Origin of the sequence: Streptomyces sp., assembly GCF_035645055.1 — a bacterium.
Classification (GTDB): Bacteria; Actinomycetota; Actinomycetes; order Streptomycetales; family Streptomycetaceae; genus Streptomyces.
This window is the reverse complement of record NZ_DASQNH010000049.1, coordinates 68,549-83,516: the sequence shown is the minus strand read 5'-3', so window position 1 is coordinate 83,516 and position 14,968 is coordinate 68,549. Positions and strand designations below refer to the sequence as shown.

The following is a 14,968-nucleotide window of genomic DNA, read 5'->3' as shown; positions in this document are numbered from 1 at the left end:
CCGCGCGGGGTACCGGGGGACCGACCCGCCATGTCGGGCCGGGGGGTGGCCCGTTGCCGCCGACATCCAGATTCTCACCAGTCGTTGTGTGTGAAGCTGTCCACCTTGCTCAGAGTCGGTCCGGATCCGATCAGTACGGCGAGACGAGAGGCACAGCAGCATGCGCGTCGCGGAGTACGTTGCCCAGCTCACCGCAGAGGGCGTGACGCTGCGCGAGGAGAGCGGCCGGCTTCGGTACCGGGCCCGCAAAGGGACCCTGACTCCGCAACGGCTGGCGTGGCTGCGGGAGAACAAAGCAGCCGTTCTCGAGCACCTGCGGGCCGGCGAACCGGTCCCACGGGTCGTCCCCGATCCCGACGCCCGCCACGAGCCGTTCCCGCTGACCGACATGCAGTCGGCCTACCTTCTCGGCCGCAGCGAGGCCTTCGACTACGGAGGCGTGTCCTGCCACGGCTACCTGGAGATCGCCCTGCCCTCCCTGGCCGAGGACGCGGTGGAGGAGGCCTGGAACCACCTGATCCGTCGGCACGACATGCTGCGTGCGGTGATCTCGGCCGAAGGGCACCAGCGAATACTGCCCGAAGTGCCCCGCTACACGCTGGCCCGCAGGGATCTGAGCGCGTGTGACGAAGAGGACGAGCGGCGCGCCCTGGAGTCGATCCGCGCCGCCATGTCGCACCAGGTCAGGCCGACCGACCAATGGCCCCTGTTCGAACTGCGCACGACCCGCACCGGCCGGGGACTGCTGCTGCACCTGGCCATCGACCTGCTCATCTGCGACTACGGCAGCATCCGCGTCCTTCTCACCGAACTCGGTCGGCTGTGCGCCGGGACCGCGCCGGCGGACCCACCGCGACTGAGCTTCAGGGACTACGTCCTGGCCGTGCGCGGCGCCCAGGAAGGAACGCGCTACCAGCGCGACCGGGACTACTGGTGGGAGCGGGTCGATTCCCTGCCCCCCGCCCCCGAACTGCCGCTGCGCACCGACGCCCCGCACGCGCCGCCCCGGTTTCGCCGGCACGGCACGCGCCTCACCCCTCGACAGTGGGAGGAGCTGCACCGGCGGGCGTCCGCCGCCCAGATCACCGCCTCGGGCGCACTGCTCCAGGCCTACGCCGAAACGGTGGGACGGTGGAGCCGGCACCCGCGCTTCACCCTCGGTCTCACCTTGCAGAACCGGTTCCCCGTTCACCCCGACACCGACCGGGTCGTCGGTGACTTCAGCTCCACCAGCCTGCTGACGGTCAACCTCGAAGAGGGGGCGAGTCTGGCGGAACGCGCCCGGCGGTTGCAGACGCGTCTGTGGGAGGACATGGGCCACCGGCTCTGCGGCGGCGTCGAGGTGCTCCGGGAGCTCGCCCGCCGGCGCGGCCGGGCCGAGGCCCTGATGCCGGTCGTCTTCACCAGCACGGTCGGCGTGGCCGGTGACGCGCCCCAACCGGCGGAGCCGGCCTCGCTGATGCCGGGCGGCAGGTACGTGCACGGGATCACCCAGACCCCGCAGGTGTGGATCGACTGCCAGCTCATGGAGGACGACGGCGGGCTGCTGATCCACTGGGACGTACGCGAGGGCGTGTTCCCCGAGGGCATGGTCGAGGACATGTTCGAGGCCTTCTCCCGGCTGGCGCGCCGGCTGGCCGAGGAGGACGGTGCCTGGCGGTCCGCCGACCCCCTCACGCTGCCGGCCGCGCAGACCGAGCGCCTGGCACGGATCAACTCCACCCAAGCCCCGCGCTCCCTGGAACCCCTGCACGCCCACGTGGTGGCGCAGGCCGCACGCACGCCGCGGCGCCCGGCCGTGATCACACCCCGGCGCACCCTGGACTACGCCGAACTCCTGGGCCGGGCCCGAGGCGTGGCCGCCGCGCTCTCCCGGGCCGCGGTGGCGCCCGGCGAGCGGGTGGCCGTCGTCATGGACAAGGGCTGGGAGCAGGTCGTCGCCGTACTCGGCGTGCTGCTGGCGGGCGGAGCCTACCTGCCCGTGGACACCACGCAGCCCGCGCTGCGCCGCAACACCGTCCTGGCCGACGCCGGGGTCCGGCAGGTGCTCACCCAGTCCTGGCTGGCGCCCGGCCTGGACCTGCCCCAGGGAATGCCGGCTCTCGCCGTCGACACCCTGGCACCCGCCCAAGGCGCTCCCGGCGGCGGGCCCGCGCACGGGGCCGGGCCCGGCCCCGACGACGTGGCGTACGTCATCTACACCTCGGGGTCCACCGGCGCCCCCAAGGGCGTGATGGTCTCGCACGCGGCGGCCCGCAACACGGTGGACGACATCAATTCCCGCTTCGCGGTGGGGGCCGAGGACCGGATCCTGGGTTTGGCCCAGCTGGGCTTCGACCTGTCCGTGTACGACATCTTCGGGCCTCTGGCGAGGGGCGGCGCCCTGGTCCTGCCCGACGCCGCGCGGCGCGACGACCCCGGCCACTGGGCCGCCCTGATCGCACGCCACGCGGTCACCCTGTGGAACTCCGTCCCCGCTCATTTGCAGATGCTGCACGAGTACCTGCGGGCCGATCCCGCTCACGACGTCGGCCGGCTGCGGCTGGCGCTGCTCTCCGGTGACAGGATCCCGGTCTCGCTGCCCCGCGCCGTACGGGCGAGCATGCCGTCGCTCGGCCTGATCGCCCTGGGCGGCGCGACCGAGGCGGCGATCTGGTCCATTCACCACCCGATCACCGAGGCCGGCCCGGACCTGCGGAGCGTTCCGTACGGCCTGCCCCTGGCCAACCAGACCGTCCGTGTCCTCGACCGTCGGCTGCGGGACTGCCCCGACCACGTCACCGGAGAGCTCTGTATCGGCGGGGCGGGGCTGGCGTTGGGCTACCTCGGGGATCCGCAGCGCACGGCGGAACGATTCATCGTCCACCCGCGCAGTGGTGAACGGCTGTACCGCACCGGTGACCTGGGCCGGCGCAGGACCGACGGCGAGATCGAGTTCCTGGGCCGGACGGACGGGCAGGTCAAGCTGAACGGCCACCGGGTGGAGCTCGCCGAGGTGGAGGCCGCCCTCCAGAGCCACCCCGCGGTGCGCCAGGCCGCGGCCCTGACGCGCGGCGAGGGAGACACCCGCACCCTGGTCGCCTTCGCCGTGCCCGCACGCACCGAACGCCCCGCCCCCGCCCTGGACTTCGCCCGGCAGGCGGCGGACCGAGCCGGGCGCGCGGCCGGCTTCGACGAGGACGAGCACGGGGAGGCCGTCCGGGCGATGTGCGCCGCCCTGGACGCGTCGGCCCTGCAGGCGATGTCCCTGCTGCTGCGCGGGAGTGGTCTGTTCGGCTCGTCCGGGGACGCGCACACCGCCGAGGAGATCATCGAGGCCAGTGGCGCCTGCCCCCGGCATCACCGTCTGCTGCGACGCTGGCTGGACGCCCTGGAGCGGGCGGGCCGGGTGACCCGCGACGAGAACGGCGCCTACCGCGGCCTGACACCGGTGACCGCGCGGAGCCGTGCGGAGCTGCTGACACGTATCGACGCACTGGAGCGCGCCGTCGGCTGGGGCGCCGGTCTCGTCCGCTTCCACCGTGCCTGCGAGGCGCGCCTGCCGGCGCTGCTCAGCGGCGACCTGCCGCTGCGGGATCTGCTCTTCCCCGAGGGACGCCTGGACACGGCGAGAGCCGCTTACCGCTCCAACCTGATCAGCCGCTACAACAACGCGGCCGTGATCGGGGCGGTGCGGGAGATCGCGCGGGCCCACCGGGGGCCCGGACCGATCCGGGTCCTGGAGATCGGCGCCGGCGTCGGAGGCACCAGCGCCGACCTGATTCCCGCGCTGGCGGACCTGCCGGTCGACTACCACTTCACCGACCTGTCGCACTTCTTCCTCAACGAGGCGCGGGAGGCCTTCGCCGGCTACCCGTGGGTGCGCTACGGCCTGTTCGACCTCAACAAGGACTACCGGGCCCAGGGACTCCAGCCGAACGGCGCCGATGTCGTCATCGCCGCGAACGTCCTGCACAACGCCGACGACGCGGGGCGGGCGCTGGAGCGGATCCGCGAGCTGACGGCCCCCGGCGGCTGGCTGGTCTTCATCGACGCCACCCGCGACACCGCCCGCACCATGACGTCCATGGAGCTCAGCGACGGGCTGACCGGCTTCACCGACCTCCGGGAGAAGACGGGCTCTCCCTTCCTCAGCCGCCAGGAATGGCTGGATCTGCTGCGCGAGGCCGGTGCGGAAGTCACCCTGACCCTGCCTCCGGAGGACAGCGCGCTCGCGGAGGTCGGCCAGCAGGTCCTCGCAGCCCGGTTCAAGGCCGACCACGCGGACCTGACCACCGCGGACCTGCGGGCGCATCTGGCCGAGCGGCTGCCCGCGTACATGATCCCGGCCGAGCTCCAGGTGGTCGACACCATCCCGCTGACCGCCAACGGCAAGGTGGACCGCGGCCGCCTGGCCGGCCTCGCCTGCGTGGCCGCGGCCGATGCCGCCGGGCGGGAGGGCGCGGCGCCCGCTGACGAGCTGGAGCGCGTTCTCGCCGGCCTGTGGTCCCAGGTGCTCCACGTGCCGTCCGTCGGACGGGACGCCGACTTCTTCCGGCTCGGCGGGGATTCCCTGCTGGTCGCCCAGCTCGTCGGCAGGATGCGCGAGCGGCTGCCGCAGGCCGCCCGGATGAGCTGGGACGGCCTGCTGCGCTCGGTCCTCAACCGGCCGACCGTCGCCGCGCTCGCCGCCCGGCTGCGCGCGGCGGACGGGCACGCCGGAAGCGGTTCTGCCGGGGCCTCTCCCCTCGTCCGGCTCGGTGAGGCTTCCCATGGTCTCGGCGGCGCCGACGGTGCGCCGACCCTGCTGCTCGTGCACGACGGGACCGGCACCATCAGCCCCTACCGAGCCGTGGTGCGGGAGCTGTCCGGGCGGATGCCGATCGCCGGGCTCGTCGTGGACGACCTCGACAGCTATCTGGGGAGCCCCGCGCGGACGCTGATCGCCACGCTCGCGGACCGCTACACCGAGGTCGTCCTCGCCCGGGGCGTCCCGCGGGTCCACCTCGTCGGCTACTGCATGGGCGGCCTGCTGGCCACCGAACTGGCCGACCGGCTGACCAGGGCGGGGGGCGAGGTGAACGGGGTGTCGGTCGTCAGCAGTTACCGAGTGCCCTACCTGGTGGAGGACGACCTGCTCACCGAGTACATCTTCGCCCGCATGGTGCGCGCCGACGTCGTCGAACTGGGCTATCCGCGCGACGAGGCGGCGACCCGCGCCCTGGTCACGGCGGTCGCGCGCGGTCATGGCGGCCGGGTACCGCAGGGCAGCCTCACCGAGCAGCCGCCCGGCGCCCTGGGCCCGGCCGGCACGGCGGCCCTGCGCGCCTTCCAGGCCTTGGCCGCGCGGTCCAGGAGGGAACGGCTGCGGGCCATCGGCGCGTACCTGCCGCAGGAGAGCGCGGAGCTGAGTTCGCCCGACCGTATGGAGCGGATCTACCGCACCGTCAAGCACAGCCTGGTCGCGGCGGCCACCCACCGGGCCACCCCCTACGCGGGGCCGACGACCCTGGTGCGCCAGACGGGCGAGGCGGAGATCTTCCCCGGTATGCGCCGTGAGATGGGCGTCTACTGGCGCGAAGTGTGCACCGGCGGGTTCGACCTGGTCGATGTGCCCGGTGACCACTTCAGCTGCGTCCGGCCGCCGCACGCCGCGGTGGTGGCCGGACTTCTGCTGCGCGCGGCGGCAGGAGGCACGGCATGAGTCCCCGGCGGCCCCCTCTGATCGGGATCATCGGCGGCTACGGCGCGGTCGGCCGGAGCGCGGCGAGCAGCCTGGCCGCGCGCGGCCGGTTCCGGCTGCGGATCGGCGGGCGCGACCCCGAGGCCGCGCGTGTCTGCGCCGCCCGGATCGGCGGGTTCGCCGAGGCCATGCCGGTGGACGCCGGCGACACCGGGAGCCTGGCCCGCTTCAGCCTGGGCTGCCGTACCGTGCTGAACTGCGCGGGCCCGGCGTACCTCCTGGGCGACCGGGCCCGGCACGCGGCCTTCGCCGCGGGCGCCGACTACGTGGACGTCATGGACGACGGCCGGACGGCCGAGGCGGTGCCGGGACGCACGGCCGTGTTGTCGGCCGGTCTGTCGCCGGGTCTGTCCGGGCTCCTGCCGGGCCTGCTGGCCCAGGGGCTGCGCGGCGCTGAGTTCACCGGCTGCCATGTGGGCCTGGGCGCCTTCACCCGCACCGGGGCCCTCGACTACCTGCTGAGCATGGAGCGTGGCTACGGCACCCCCATGGCGGTGTGGCGGGGCCGGGTCGTGACCGGGGCGCTCGGGATACAGGAGCACTTCCAGGTGCCCGGCGTGCCCCGTCCGCTCACCGCGTATCCGTTCCTGACGGGGGAACTGGTGGGCCGGGCCCAGGAGCTGGGGCTCAGGGAAGCCCGGTGGTACAACGCCTTCGACGGTTCCGCGCTGCTCGCCGCCCTGAACCGGTCACGGGGCGGGCACCCGACGGCAAGGGATCTCGCGGCCAGGGCCGAGGAACTGGTGCGCTCCAGCACCCTCGACGCGGCCGGACGTACTCCCTACCACGTTCTGTGGGGACGCCTGAACGGGACGGACCAGGAGGGGGACGCGGTCAGCCGGGCGGTCGTCGTGCGGGGCGAGGACGGCTCGCGGCTGACGGGCGCGATCGCGGCGTTCGCGACGGCGGCGGTGACCAACGGGCAGGTGCTGCGCGGCGTGCACCAGGCGTCGACGGTCCTGTCGCCGCAGGCCGTGGTGGACTGGCTGGGCGGTGTACCGGGGGTGACCGTGCACCAGACCACCGCGAAGGACGCCGGGGACGGGGCGGAGGTGGACGAAGGCGTGCTCTGAGGCATCACGGCGGCGTCCGCTGGGGCGGCGCACCGCTCGCGCCGGACCGGCGTCCGGTCAGCGAAGCTCCCGGGCCCCGGGCGGGACCGTGCCCACGGCGAGGACGCCGCCCTCGCTGATGTAGCCGTCCGGGTGGTCCAGCGGGTTCCGGCCGGCCTCCGGGTCGAGGAACAGCTCCCATTCATCGCTCAGACCGAGGTCCCTGGCCTGGGTGGCCAGTTGGGCGCAGGCCGAGCCGTAGAAGTCCCTGGCCGCCTCGGTCAGCGGCGCGAAGTGCTCGATGAGGACGGTCTGTTGCCGTACGCCGGCGAGGCCGGCGCGCTTGAGCCAGCGGTACAGGTCGCGCGAGCGCATCAGCTGGCGCGCGTAGCCCGGGGTGGCGCCCGCGGCACGGAAGAAGTCATGGAAGAGAAAGGGGTCCACGGGGCGTGCCGTGATCAGGTGCGGGTCCAGCTCCTTGACGGCGACGACACCGCCGGGACGTACGACGCGGCACATCTCCGACAGGGCCCCGGCCAGTTCTCCGTCGTCGAGGTACTGGACGGTGTTCGAGCACCACACGGCGTCGAACGAGTCGTCCGCGTAGGGCAGCGCCAGCACCGATCCCTGCCGGACGTCGATACCGCAGGCGAGGTCCAGCGCGTCGGTGCGCCGCCGGGCCAGTGCGGCGTTCTCCTCTGCCAGGTCGAGCGCGTCCACCTGCCCCTGCGGACCGACGAGCGCGGCGAGCCATGGCAGGAAGTCGCCGCTGCCGCAGCCCGCGTCCAGGACCCGCCACCCCGGCTGGATGCCCGCCTGGCCCAGCAGATGGCCGTAGGTGTCGGCGCAGGCGTGGAAATGCGCGTCGACGATGGTGTGGTGCGTGAAACCGAGGCCGGTGGAGCTGGTGAATCCCCAGGCACCGTGGTCGCTGGTCAGCATGTCATTTCTCTCGTCCTGGTGAGCAGATCGTCCAGTGCTGCCTGAAACGCCTTCGGCCGCTCCAGCGAGGGCAGGTGGCCGGCGCGGGGGACGGTCACCAGCCTTCCCTGCGGCAGCGCGTCCGCGACCGTGCGGGCGTCGTCGCCCGACGTCAGCTCGTCCTCCCCGCCCGTGATCACCACGGCCGGGAGGTTCGCCGATCGCAGGACGTCCACGGAGTCGTGCCGTACCGCGATGGCTCGCTGGGCCCAGGCCAACGACGCCGTGGGGGCGGAACCGGCCAGGGCGGCCACCTTCCGGAGGACATCGGGACGCCCGGCCCGGGTGGTGGCGCCGACCAGCCGGGGAGCGGTGGACCTTATCAGAGCGGGCGCCCGCACCCGGTCGGCCATGGCGGCGGCGAACCGTTCACGGCCATCGCGCTCGGCATCGGTGTCGGCCGTCGCTCGCGCGGAGACCAGTCCCAAGGCCAGGGTCCGCCCGGGGTGGCGGCGCAGGAATGCCATGGCGGTGTACCCGCCCATGGACGCGCCGACCAGGACGACTCGGTCCATGCCCTGCGCGTCGAGGGTACGGGCCAGATCATCGGCCACGAGGTCCAGCGACGGGGCGTCGTGACCCAGTGGGACTCCGCCGAACCCGCGCTGGTGGGGCGTCAGTACGGAGTGCCCAGCGGCCTCCAGGACCGTCCGCTGCGCGTCCCACATGGTGCCGTCCAGGGAGAGGGCGTGGAGCAGGACCACGGGCGGACTTGCGGGTGCGCTCATCGCGTCGCGCTTCCTGCCTCGGCGGCGGTGATGAACGCGGCCAGCTCCGGGGAAGGTGCGGGGTCGCGCAGCCACGCCAGGGCCACCGGGGCGGGCGGCAGATCGCGGACGGGGATCACTCTGACGGCGGGTGGGGCGATGTGCTCCAGGGACCGGAACGAGATGTGGATCGCGTCGGTCCCGGCCAGCAGGGCCATCAGCTGCTCCACCGAGCCCATGTGGTGAGTGCGGCGGATGGGGCGCCCGGACGGGGTCCGGCGGGGTACGACCTTGTCCCACACGTACTCGGGGAACGAGCCCGGGCAGTGGAACGCGTCGTAGGCGGCGAGTTCCTCCAGGGAGACCTCCCGCCGCTCGGCCAGCGGATGATGAGCGCCCACGAGCACGGCGCGGGGGTCATGCCCCACCGGTCCGCCGACCGCCAGGTCGGGTTCGCGCAGACCATACTTGACGATCATGACGTCCGTCTCCCCGGCCCGCAGTGCGTGGAACGGGTCCGCGACGTCGTACGGCACGAGCCGCACGGTTCTCTCGTCGTGACCGGCCGCCCGCACGATGCCGGTCGCCAGCTGGGGTGAACCGTGCACGCCGAGGCGGATGGGCGCGGTGGTGACAGTCGGCTCAGGCATCGGAGATCCCCCCTGGTATGACGCTGAAGATGGTCGTCCCCCTCACAGTCGTTGTGGTGCCCGCGTGCTCACAGCGCCAGGGCACAGGCGTCCCGCCAGCCTGGGTCTCCCCTCGATGACCGTGCCTGCGGATCGACCGATCCCAGCCGGAGCCGGCCGAGCGCCTCCTGGCGACGGGCCAGCGGCTCCCGCTTCGCGCACTCGGCGGCGTAGATGCCGATGAGGCTGTGGAAGCGGTACTGGTGGCCCGGCTCCTCCTCCAGCAGGTGGTTGGCGACCAGGAGCGACAGCAGCCTGCGGGTGGTGTCCCAGTCGGTCTGCGCGAGTGTCGCGGCGATCCGGACCGTGAAGGGGCCGGTGTGCAGGCCCAGATAGCGGAACATGCGCGCCGCGTCCGCGGGGAGCGCCTGGTAGGAGGCCTCGAAGACACTGCGCATGCTGGCCACCGCGTCGTCCTTCACCGTGAGCCGGTCCAGCCGGCCCTGCTCGGCCGCGTACTGCTCGACCAGCGTGGCCAGCGGCACGTCCGGGTTGGCGGCCAGCCCGTCGGCGACGATGCGCAGCGCCAGCGGCAGCCCCCCGCACAGCGCCACCAGGCGCGCGGTGGCCAGGTCCTGCCCTTCGAGCCGTCCCCCGCTGAGCATGGCGAGGAGCTGCGCCGACTCCTCGTCGGCCAGCGGCCCGATGGTGACCAGGTGCGCACCGTCGCGCGCCGCGAGCCCGCCGAAGCGCTGCCGGCTGGTGGCCAGCACGCAGGAGGAGCCCGGGGGGATGAGCGGCCGCAGCTGATCGGCGCTGTGCGCCTCGTCGAGCACCACCAGCATCCGCTGGCCGTGCAGCAGGCTCCGGTAGAGGGTGGCACGGGCGGCCAGCCCCGAAGGCATCCGCGCGTCCTCGACGCCCAGGCTGCCCAGCAACTGCTCCAGAGCGTCCGCGGCGGTCAGGGGCCGCCCCTGGAGACCGGTGCCGCGCAGGTCCACGTACAACTGGCCGTCGGGGAAACGGTCGGTGAGCCGGTGGGCCAGCTCCAGCACGAACGCCGACTTGCCGACCCCGGCCGGACCGTCGACCACCGCCACCGGGGTCGTCGGGCCGGGCCGCGCACCGGTGTCGCTCAGCACCTCCTCCAGCCGCGCGAGTTCCTTGGTCCGGCCCACGAAACCGCGTGCCAGCGGCGGGAGTTGCTGAGGCTTGGGAGCGCCGCCGAACGCGGCCTGACGGCCACCGAGCAGCGCGGGCATGGGGTCCGCGCCGGGCGAGCGCAGCCCCGGATGCCCGGACAGGATCTGCTGATGGAGACTGCGCAGATCGGCACCGGGCTCTATGCCCAGCTCGCTGATCAGCAGCTGCCGGGTCTCCTCGTAGATCCGCAGGGCGTGGGCCTGCCGTCCGCAGCGGTACAGGGCCAGGATCAGCAGCCAGCGCAGTTTCTCCCGCAGCGGCTCCTCGGACACCGCGCCCGTCAGGTCGGTGACCAGTTCGGCGTGCCGGCCGGCGGCCAGCATGTCGGCGGCCCACTCCTCCACCGCCGTCAGCCTCAGGTCCCGCAGCCGGGTACGTTCCATCGCGGCGAAGGGCCCGGGAACGCCGGAGTACGCCTCGCCGTGCCAGAGGGACAGGGCCTGCTCGTACAGCCGCAGTGCCTCGTCGGCTCTGCCCTCCCCCCGTAACCTGCGCGCGTCGCCGTGGCGGCGGGCGAAGAGTGTGGCGTCCACGTCCATGGGGTCCAGCCGCAGGCAGTAGCCTCCGGATTCGGAGGTGAGCACCGCGCCTGCGGTGCCCCTGCGGCGCCCGGGTTCCAGTGCCCTGCGCAGTCCGCCCACGTAGGTGTGCACACCGTTGGCGGCTGTCTGCGGTATGTCACTCCCCCACAGGGCGTCCACGATGGCGTCGACGCCCACGACATCGTTGGCACGGCTGGCGAGCACGCCCAGCACGGCCCGCTGCTTGGGCGGGCCCAGCGCCACCTCCACACCGTTCCGCCAGGCACGCACCGGCCCCAAGAGCTGTATACAGAGGGGAGCTCCCGTGGTGGCCATGAACATTCGCCTCCTGAAGTGGTGTTCGTCCGATCTGTACCTGCTCCCCGCACCAGCGTGGCGAGCGAGCGTGGTCCGCCGCCGCGCCCCTGTGGCCGACCGGTTCGGCAGCCCGGTCGGCGGGCGCCACCAGCGGCTGGGTGACGGACATCGACTTCTCGCGGGTTCCCTCCAGTTCCCTCGGCGCGGCACCGCCCCGGCTCCGGGACGACCGGACGGCGCAGATCCCGATCGTCGTCCACTGCCGGCCCCGCGACGGCATGGGCGAGTTCGACGGAGAACCGGCCGTTCGTCTTCCGGTCCGCGATCGGCGGAGCGGCCCGGATTCGCTGAATTCCGGTCAGCGGACCGCGGTGTCGCGGCCCTTCACCGCGCCGCGACTCCCGGTACGTCCGAATATGCCGGGATGCGAGAGGAACTTCATCCGCTATTCCTCTGGATATGGGTCGGCCGGCGGGCTCCTCATGCGTCACCTGTGTGGTACAAATATCGGAGGTAATGAGTCCGGTTGCGATATCAAGTGGATCGTTTCGCGCTCCCGCCGGGGACCGAGCGGTAACGGATTTCCACATCTCTCCTCCGAGTAGAGGCAAGCGCGCCGAGGATGCTCCCGGGCAGCCCGTGGGGGCCCATTCAGCAGTAAGGAGATATATCACGAACGAGCTGCCGCACCGTTCCGCGCGGCCGTTCGGGAAGACGCACCCTCACGTCAGGACACCAGGCAGCGGCGCGAATGGCGGGAGCGGGAAGAGGGTGCGCCGGGGAATGCACACACCCCGGCGACGCAGGACGGCGCGAGTGAGGCAGCGACACTCGATTTCCGACCCGCGGCCGGATTACCCAGAGGGCTTCACCGGCTCAGCTGATTGAATGTTTCACGGCTCCAGCGGCGGCCGACGGCCTATCGGGCACCACCACGAACACCGGGTGCCGCGCGTCGGCGTGAGCGCGTCGCGGCACCTGAGCTATCCACCAGTCCAGAGATTGACCGAGCACGTTTCCCCCGCCGTCTATACCCGTAAGGTGTACGCGTAAGGTCAGGCTAGCGGCGGCATGGCTCATTGTCACCCCGTCCCACTCAGCGCACACGCCCCACGAGCGGTCCGAGGGCGGGAGCGGGGGCTGACGGCATCTCTGTCCCGGTACGTCGCCCGGCTGCGCGGGCCCGCCGAAGGCCCGGCGCGTTGTTCGGCCGGCCGCGGCGCGACCCGGGAACGCTCAACCGGCCTCTGCGAGACTACGGTCCTGCCACGGAGTCCTCGGCTGGCCGAGAACAGAGAAAGCTGGATCCATGCAGTCCCGGAATCAACGACCAAGCACGTCCGGCCGGGCACACCGCCTGTCCCGGGAGACGATCCGCGACGCCGCGCAGCAGATCCTCCGTGACGAGGGGCCCCAGAACCTCTCCATGCGCCGCCTCGCCAAGGAGATGTCCAGCACGCCGATGGCCCTCTATCACCATGTGAGGGACAAGGGCGAGCTGCTGATGCTGCTGCTCGACGCGCACGCCGAGAGCTTCCCGCGGCCCGACCTGCCCGAAGAGCCACGTGAGCGTCTCCTCGCCAGCGCGCAGTTGCTCCACGACATCCTCGCGGACTGTCCCTGGATCGTCGAAGTGCTCACCTCCGACAGCTTCGTGAGCGTCTCCGCGCTGTGGATCGTGGAGAGCCTGATCGACTCGGCGATCCGCTGCGGCCTGACGCAGGAGGACGCCGTGTACGTCTACCGCGTCATCTGGTACTACACCATCGGCGAGCTGACCGTGCGTTTCAGGCGCGAGCGCGCTCTCAGCGAGACCAAGGGAACGCCCCAGCGCGAGCGGACCATGGCCGCGCTGAACGCCGAGGAACTCCCCCGGCTCGCCCACCTGGGCAGCCGCTGGGGTGAATTGGCCGCCGCGGACAACCACCGGCGGGGGCTGGAGGCCATCGTCGAGGGGCTGCTGGCCCAGGGGCGCGGCCGGCGCCCGGAACCGGCCGCCGCCGACCCGACGCCGCCGCCGGGCCGGGCGCGTGCGGTGGACGGCTGACGTACCGGGGGGCCGCCGGCCCGCACGAGACGGCGGGAGAGCCCTCCGGCGGCCTCAGCCCGTCAGCCGGGCCCTGAGCACCTTCTTGTCGATCTTCCCGACGCCGGTCATCGGCAGAGCGGGCAGCACGACGAGCCGGTCCGGCAGTTTGTAGGCGGCGATGCCGCGCTCCCGCAGAGCTGCCCGCACCTCGCGCAGGGTCGGCGGCTCGTCCTCGTCCCGCGCCACCACGCAGGCGCAGGACTGCTCTCCCAGGTGAGGGTGCGGCAGACCGACGACCGCGGCGTGGCGGATGCGCGGGTCGGCCAGCAGGTGCTCCTCGACCTCCTGCGCGGGCACCTTCTCGCCGCCCCGGTTGATCACGTCGTTGGCCCGGCCCACCACCTCGAAGTTGCCGCCGGCCGTCCGCTTCACCACATCACCGGTCCGGTAGTAGCCGTCCTCGGTGAACCGGACCCGGTTGCGTTCCTCGGCCCGGAAGTAGCCGCGCAGCGTGTACGGGCCACGGGTGAGCAGCTCGCCCTCCTCGCCCGCAGCCGCCTCCCGGCCGTCCTCGCGGACCACCCGGATCTCGTCCGCCGGGGACAGCGGGCGGCCCTGGGTGTGGAAGACGACGTCCTCGGGGTCGTCCAGGCGCGTGTAGTTCAGCAGGCCCTCCGCCATCCCGTACACCTGCTGCACGGTGCAGCCCAGCCCCTCGGGCACCCGGCGCGCGGTGGCCGGGTCGAGCCGGGCACCGCCGACCTGGAGGAGTTCGAGGGAGTCCAGGTGGTGTTCGGTCCACTCGGCGGCGTCCAGCCAGAGCGGGACGAGTGGCGGAACCAGTGAGGTGGACGTCACGCCCGCGCTCTCGACGAGCGGAAAGCACACCTCGGGTGTGGGGGCCGGAGCCAGCACCGCGGTGCCGCCGGCCTGCAGCGTGCCCAGCACACCCGGGCAGGCCAGGGCGAAGTTGTGCCCGAGCGGCAGGGCGCACAGGTAGCGGGTGTCGGGTCCGAATCCGCACAGCCGCGCGGAGGCCCGCAGTTGGTAGGTGTAGTCGGCGTGAGTGCGCGGGATGAGCTTGGGCGGTCCCGACGTTCCTCCCGAGAGCAGGAACAGCGCCACGTCCCCGGGCTCGGGGGCGGGCAGCGCCACCGGGTCCGCGTCGACCTCGCCCAGAGCGGTGAAGGGACCGGCCTCCCCGGTGACGAAGACCTCCCGCAGGCAGTCCGTGCGGTCCTGGACCTCCTTGGCGATGGTCCGGTAGTCGCAGTCGAGGACCCGGTCCGCGCAGAAGTACGCCACCGCGTCCGCCGTGTCCACCAGATGGGTGATCTCCGACGTACGGTGCGCCGGCAGCGCGAAGACCGGAAGGACCCCCAGGCGGAAGAGGGCGACGCACAGCACCACCATCTCGATGTCGTTGGGCAGGTGGACCACGACGCGGTCACCGGAGGTCAGGCCTCGGTCCCTCAGTCCGGCGGCGAGCCGGTCGGCCGCCCGGTCCAGCTGCCCGTAGGTCAGCTGCCGGGTGGAGGTGGCCACGGCGGTACGCCCGTCGAGGCCGGGCACGGACACGGGCCAGCGCCCCAGCAGGTCATCGTTCCAGTACCCCTGGGACCGGTACGCGGCGGCGAACGAAGCGGGCCACGGCACCCAGTCCTCCCGCATGGACTGCTTCCCGTCCTGTCGGCTGTCCGGAGAGCCGAGGGGCGTCGCGGGCGCGCGGGTGACGAGCGCGCCGGCCGCCGCCTCACCGTGGCGGTCCCTCCCGGCCGGGTCCGGAGCCGCGCCTTCCACGGCGCC

General features: G+C 72.8%; 8 protein-coding genes. 3 read left to right on the top strand and 5 right to left on the bottom strand.

Annotated features, from left to right (window positions below; genetic code table 11):
• Window positions 1–160: 160 nt before the first annotated feature.
• Window positions 161–5,683: a non-ribosomal peptide synthetase gene (locus VE614_RS16280; RefSeq protein ID WP_324937078.1), complete on the top strand. Its 5,523-nt coding sequence runs from the start codon at window positions 161–163 to the stop codon at window positions 5,681–5,683.
• On the top strand, window positions 5,680–6,795 hold the full coding sequence (locus VE614_RS16275; RefSeq protein ID WP_324937076.1) for a saccharopine dehydrogenase NADP-binding domain-containing protein: 1,116 nt from the start codon (window positions 5,680–5,682) through the stop codon (window positions 6,793–6,795). The genes VE614_RS16280 and VE614_RS16275 overlap by 4 nt, the downstream gene beginning before the upstream one ends.
• Window positions 6,796–6,852: 57 nt before the next feature.
• On the opposite strand, the gene VE614_RS16270 is transcribed toward VE614_RS16275, so the two are convergent.
• The 4 genes from VE614_RS16270 to VE614_RS16255 all read right to left on the bottom strand — a co-directional run bounded on the left by VE614_RS16270 (window position 6,853) and on the right by VE614_RS16255 (window position 11,151).
• On the bottom strand, window positions 6,853–7,716 hold the full coding sequence (locus VE614_RS16270) for a class I SAM-dependent methyltransferase (RefSeq protein WP_324937074.1): 864 nt from the start codon (window positions 7,714–7,716) through the stop codon (window positions 6,853–6,855).
• Complete coding sequence (locus VE614_RS16265) at window positions 7,710–8,483, bottom strand: alpha/beta hydrolase (RefSeq protein ID WP_324937072.1); 774 nt, start codon at window positions 8,481–8,483, stop codon at window positions 7,710–7,712. Before VE614_RS16265 ends, VE614_RS16270 begins: the two co-directional genes overlap by 7 nt.
• Window positions 8,480–9,112, bottom strand: coding sequence for a LysR substrate-binding domain-containing protein (locus VE614_RS16260; RefSeq protein ID WP_324937070.1), 633 nt, complete (start codon window positions 9,110–9,112; stop codon window positions 8,480–8,482). The genes VE614_RS16265 and VE614_RS16260 overlap by 4 nt, the downstream gene beginning before the upstream one ends.
• 68 nt (window positions 9,113–9,180) lie before the next feature.
• The gene (locus tag VE614_RS16255) at window positions 9,181–11,151 is read right to left on the bottom strand and encodes an AfsR/SARP family transcriptional regulator (protein ID WP_324937069.1); all 1,971 of its coding nucleotides are present in this window, start codon (window positions 11,149–11,151) and stop codon (window positions 9,181–9,183) included.
• Window positions 11,152–12,442: 1,291 nt separating this feature from the next.
• On the opposite strand from VE614_RS16255, the gene VE614_RS16250 reads away from it, so the two are divergent.
• A complete protein-coding gene (locus tag VE614_RS16250; RefSeq protein ID WP_324937066.1) occupies window positions 12,443–13,180 on the top strand; it encodes a TetR/AcrR family transcriptional regulator in 738 nt (245 codons plus the stop codon).
• 54 nt (window positions 13,181–13,234) lie between these two features.
• Here VE614_RS16250 and VE614_RS16245 read toward each other — a convergent pair whose 3' ends face one another.
• Window positions 13,235–14,833 carry a (2,3-dihydroxybenzoyl)adenylate synthase gene (locus VE614_RS16245; protein ID WP_414719579.1) on the bottom strand — a complete coding sequence of 533 codons (1,599 nt, stop codon included), beginning with the start codon at window positions 14,831–14,833 and terminating at the stop codon, window positions 13,235–13,237.
• Window positions 14,834–14,968 lie beyond the last annotated feature (135 nt).

Excerpts from the sequence above, each read along its gene's own strand:
- VE614_RS16275 (WP_324937076.1), top strand. The coding sequence starts at position 5,680 with ATGAGTCCCCGGCGGCCCCCTCTGATCGGGATCATCGGCGGCTACGGC.
- VE614_RS16265 (WP_324937072.1), bottom strand. The coding sequence starts at position 8,483 with ATGAGCGCACCCGCAAGTCCGCCCGTGGTCCTGCTCCACGCCCTCTCC.
- VE614_RS16260 (WP_324937070.1), bottom strand. The coding sequence starts at position 9,112 with ATGCCTGAGCCGACTGTCACCACCGCGCCCATCCGCCTCGGCGTGCAC.
- VE614_RS16280 (WP_324937078.1), top strand. The coding sequence starts at position 161 with ATGCGCGTCGCGGAGTACGTTGCCCAGCTCACCGCAGAGGGCGTGACG.
- VE614_RS16270 (WP_324937074.1), bottom strand. The coding sequence starts at position 7,716 with ATGCTGACCAGCGACCACGGTGCCTGGGGATTCACCAGCTCCACCGGC.
- VE614_RS16255 (WP_324937069.1), bottom strand. The coding sequence starts at position 11,151 with ATGGCCACCACGGGAGCTCCCCTCTGTATACAGCTCTTGGGGCCGGTG.
- VE614_RS16245 (WP_414719579.1), bottom strand. The coding sequence starts at position 14,833 with ATGCGGGAGGACTGGGTGCCGTGGCCCGCTTCGTTCGCCGCCGCGTAC.
- VE614_RS16250 (WP_324937066.1), top strand. The coding sequence starts at position 12,443 with ATGCAGTCCCGGAATCAACGACCAAGCACGTCCGGCCGGGCACACCGC.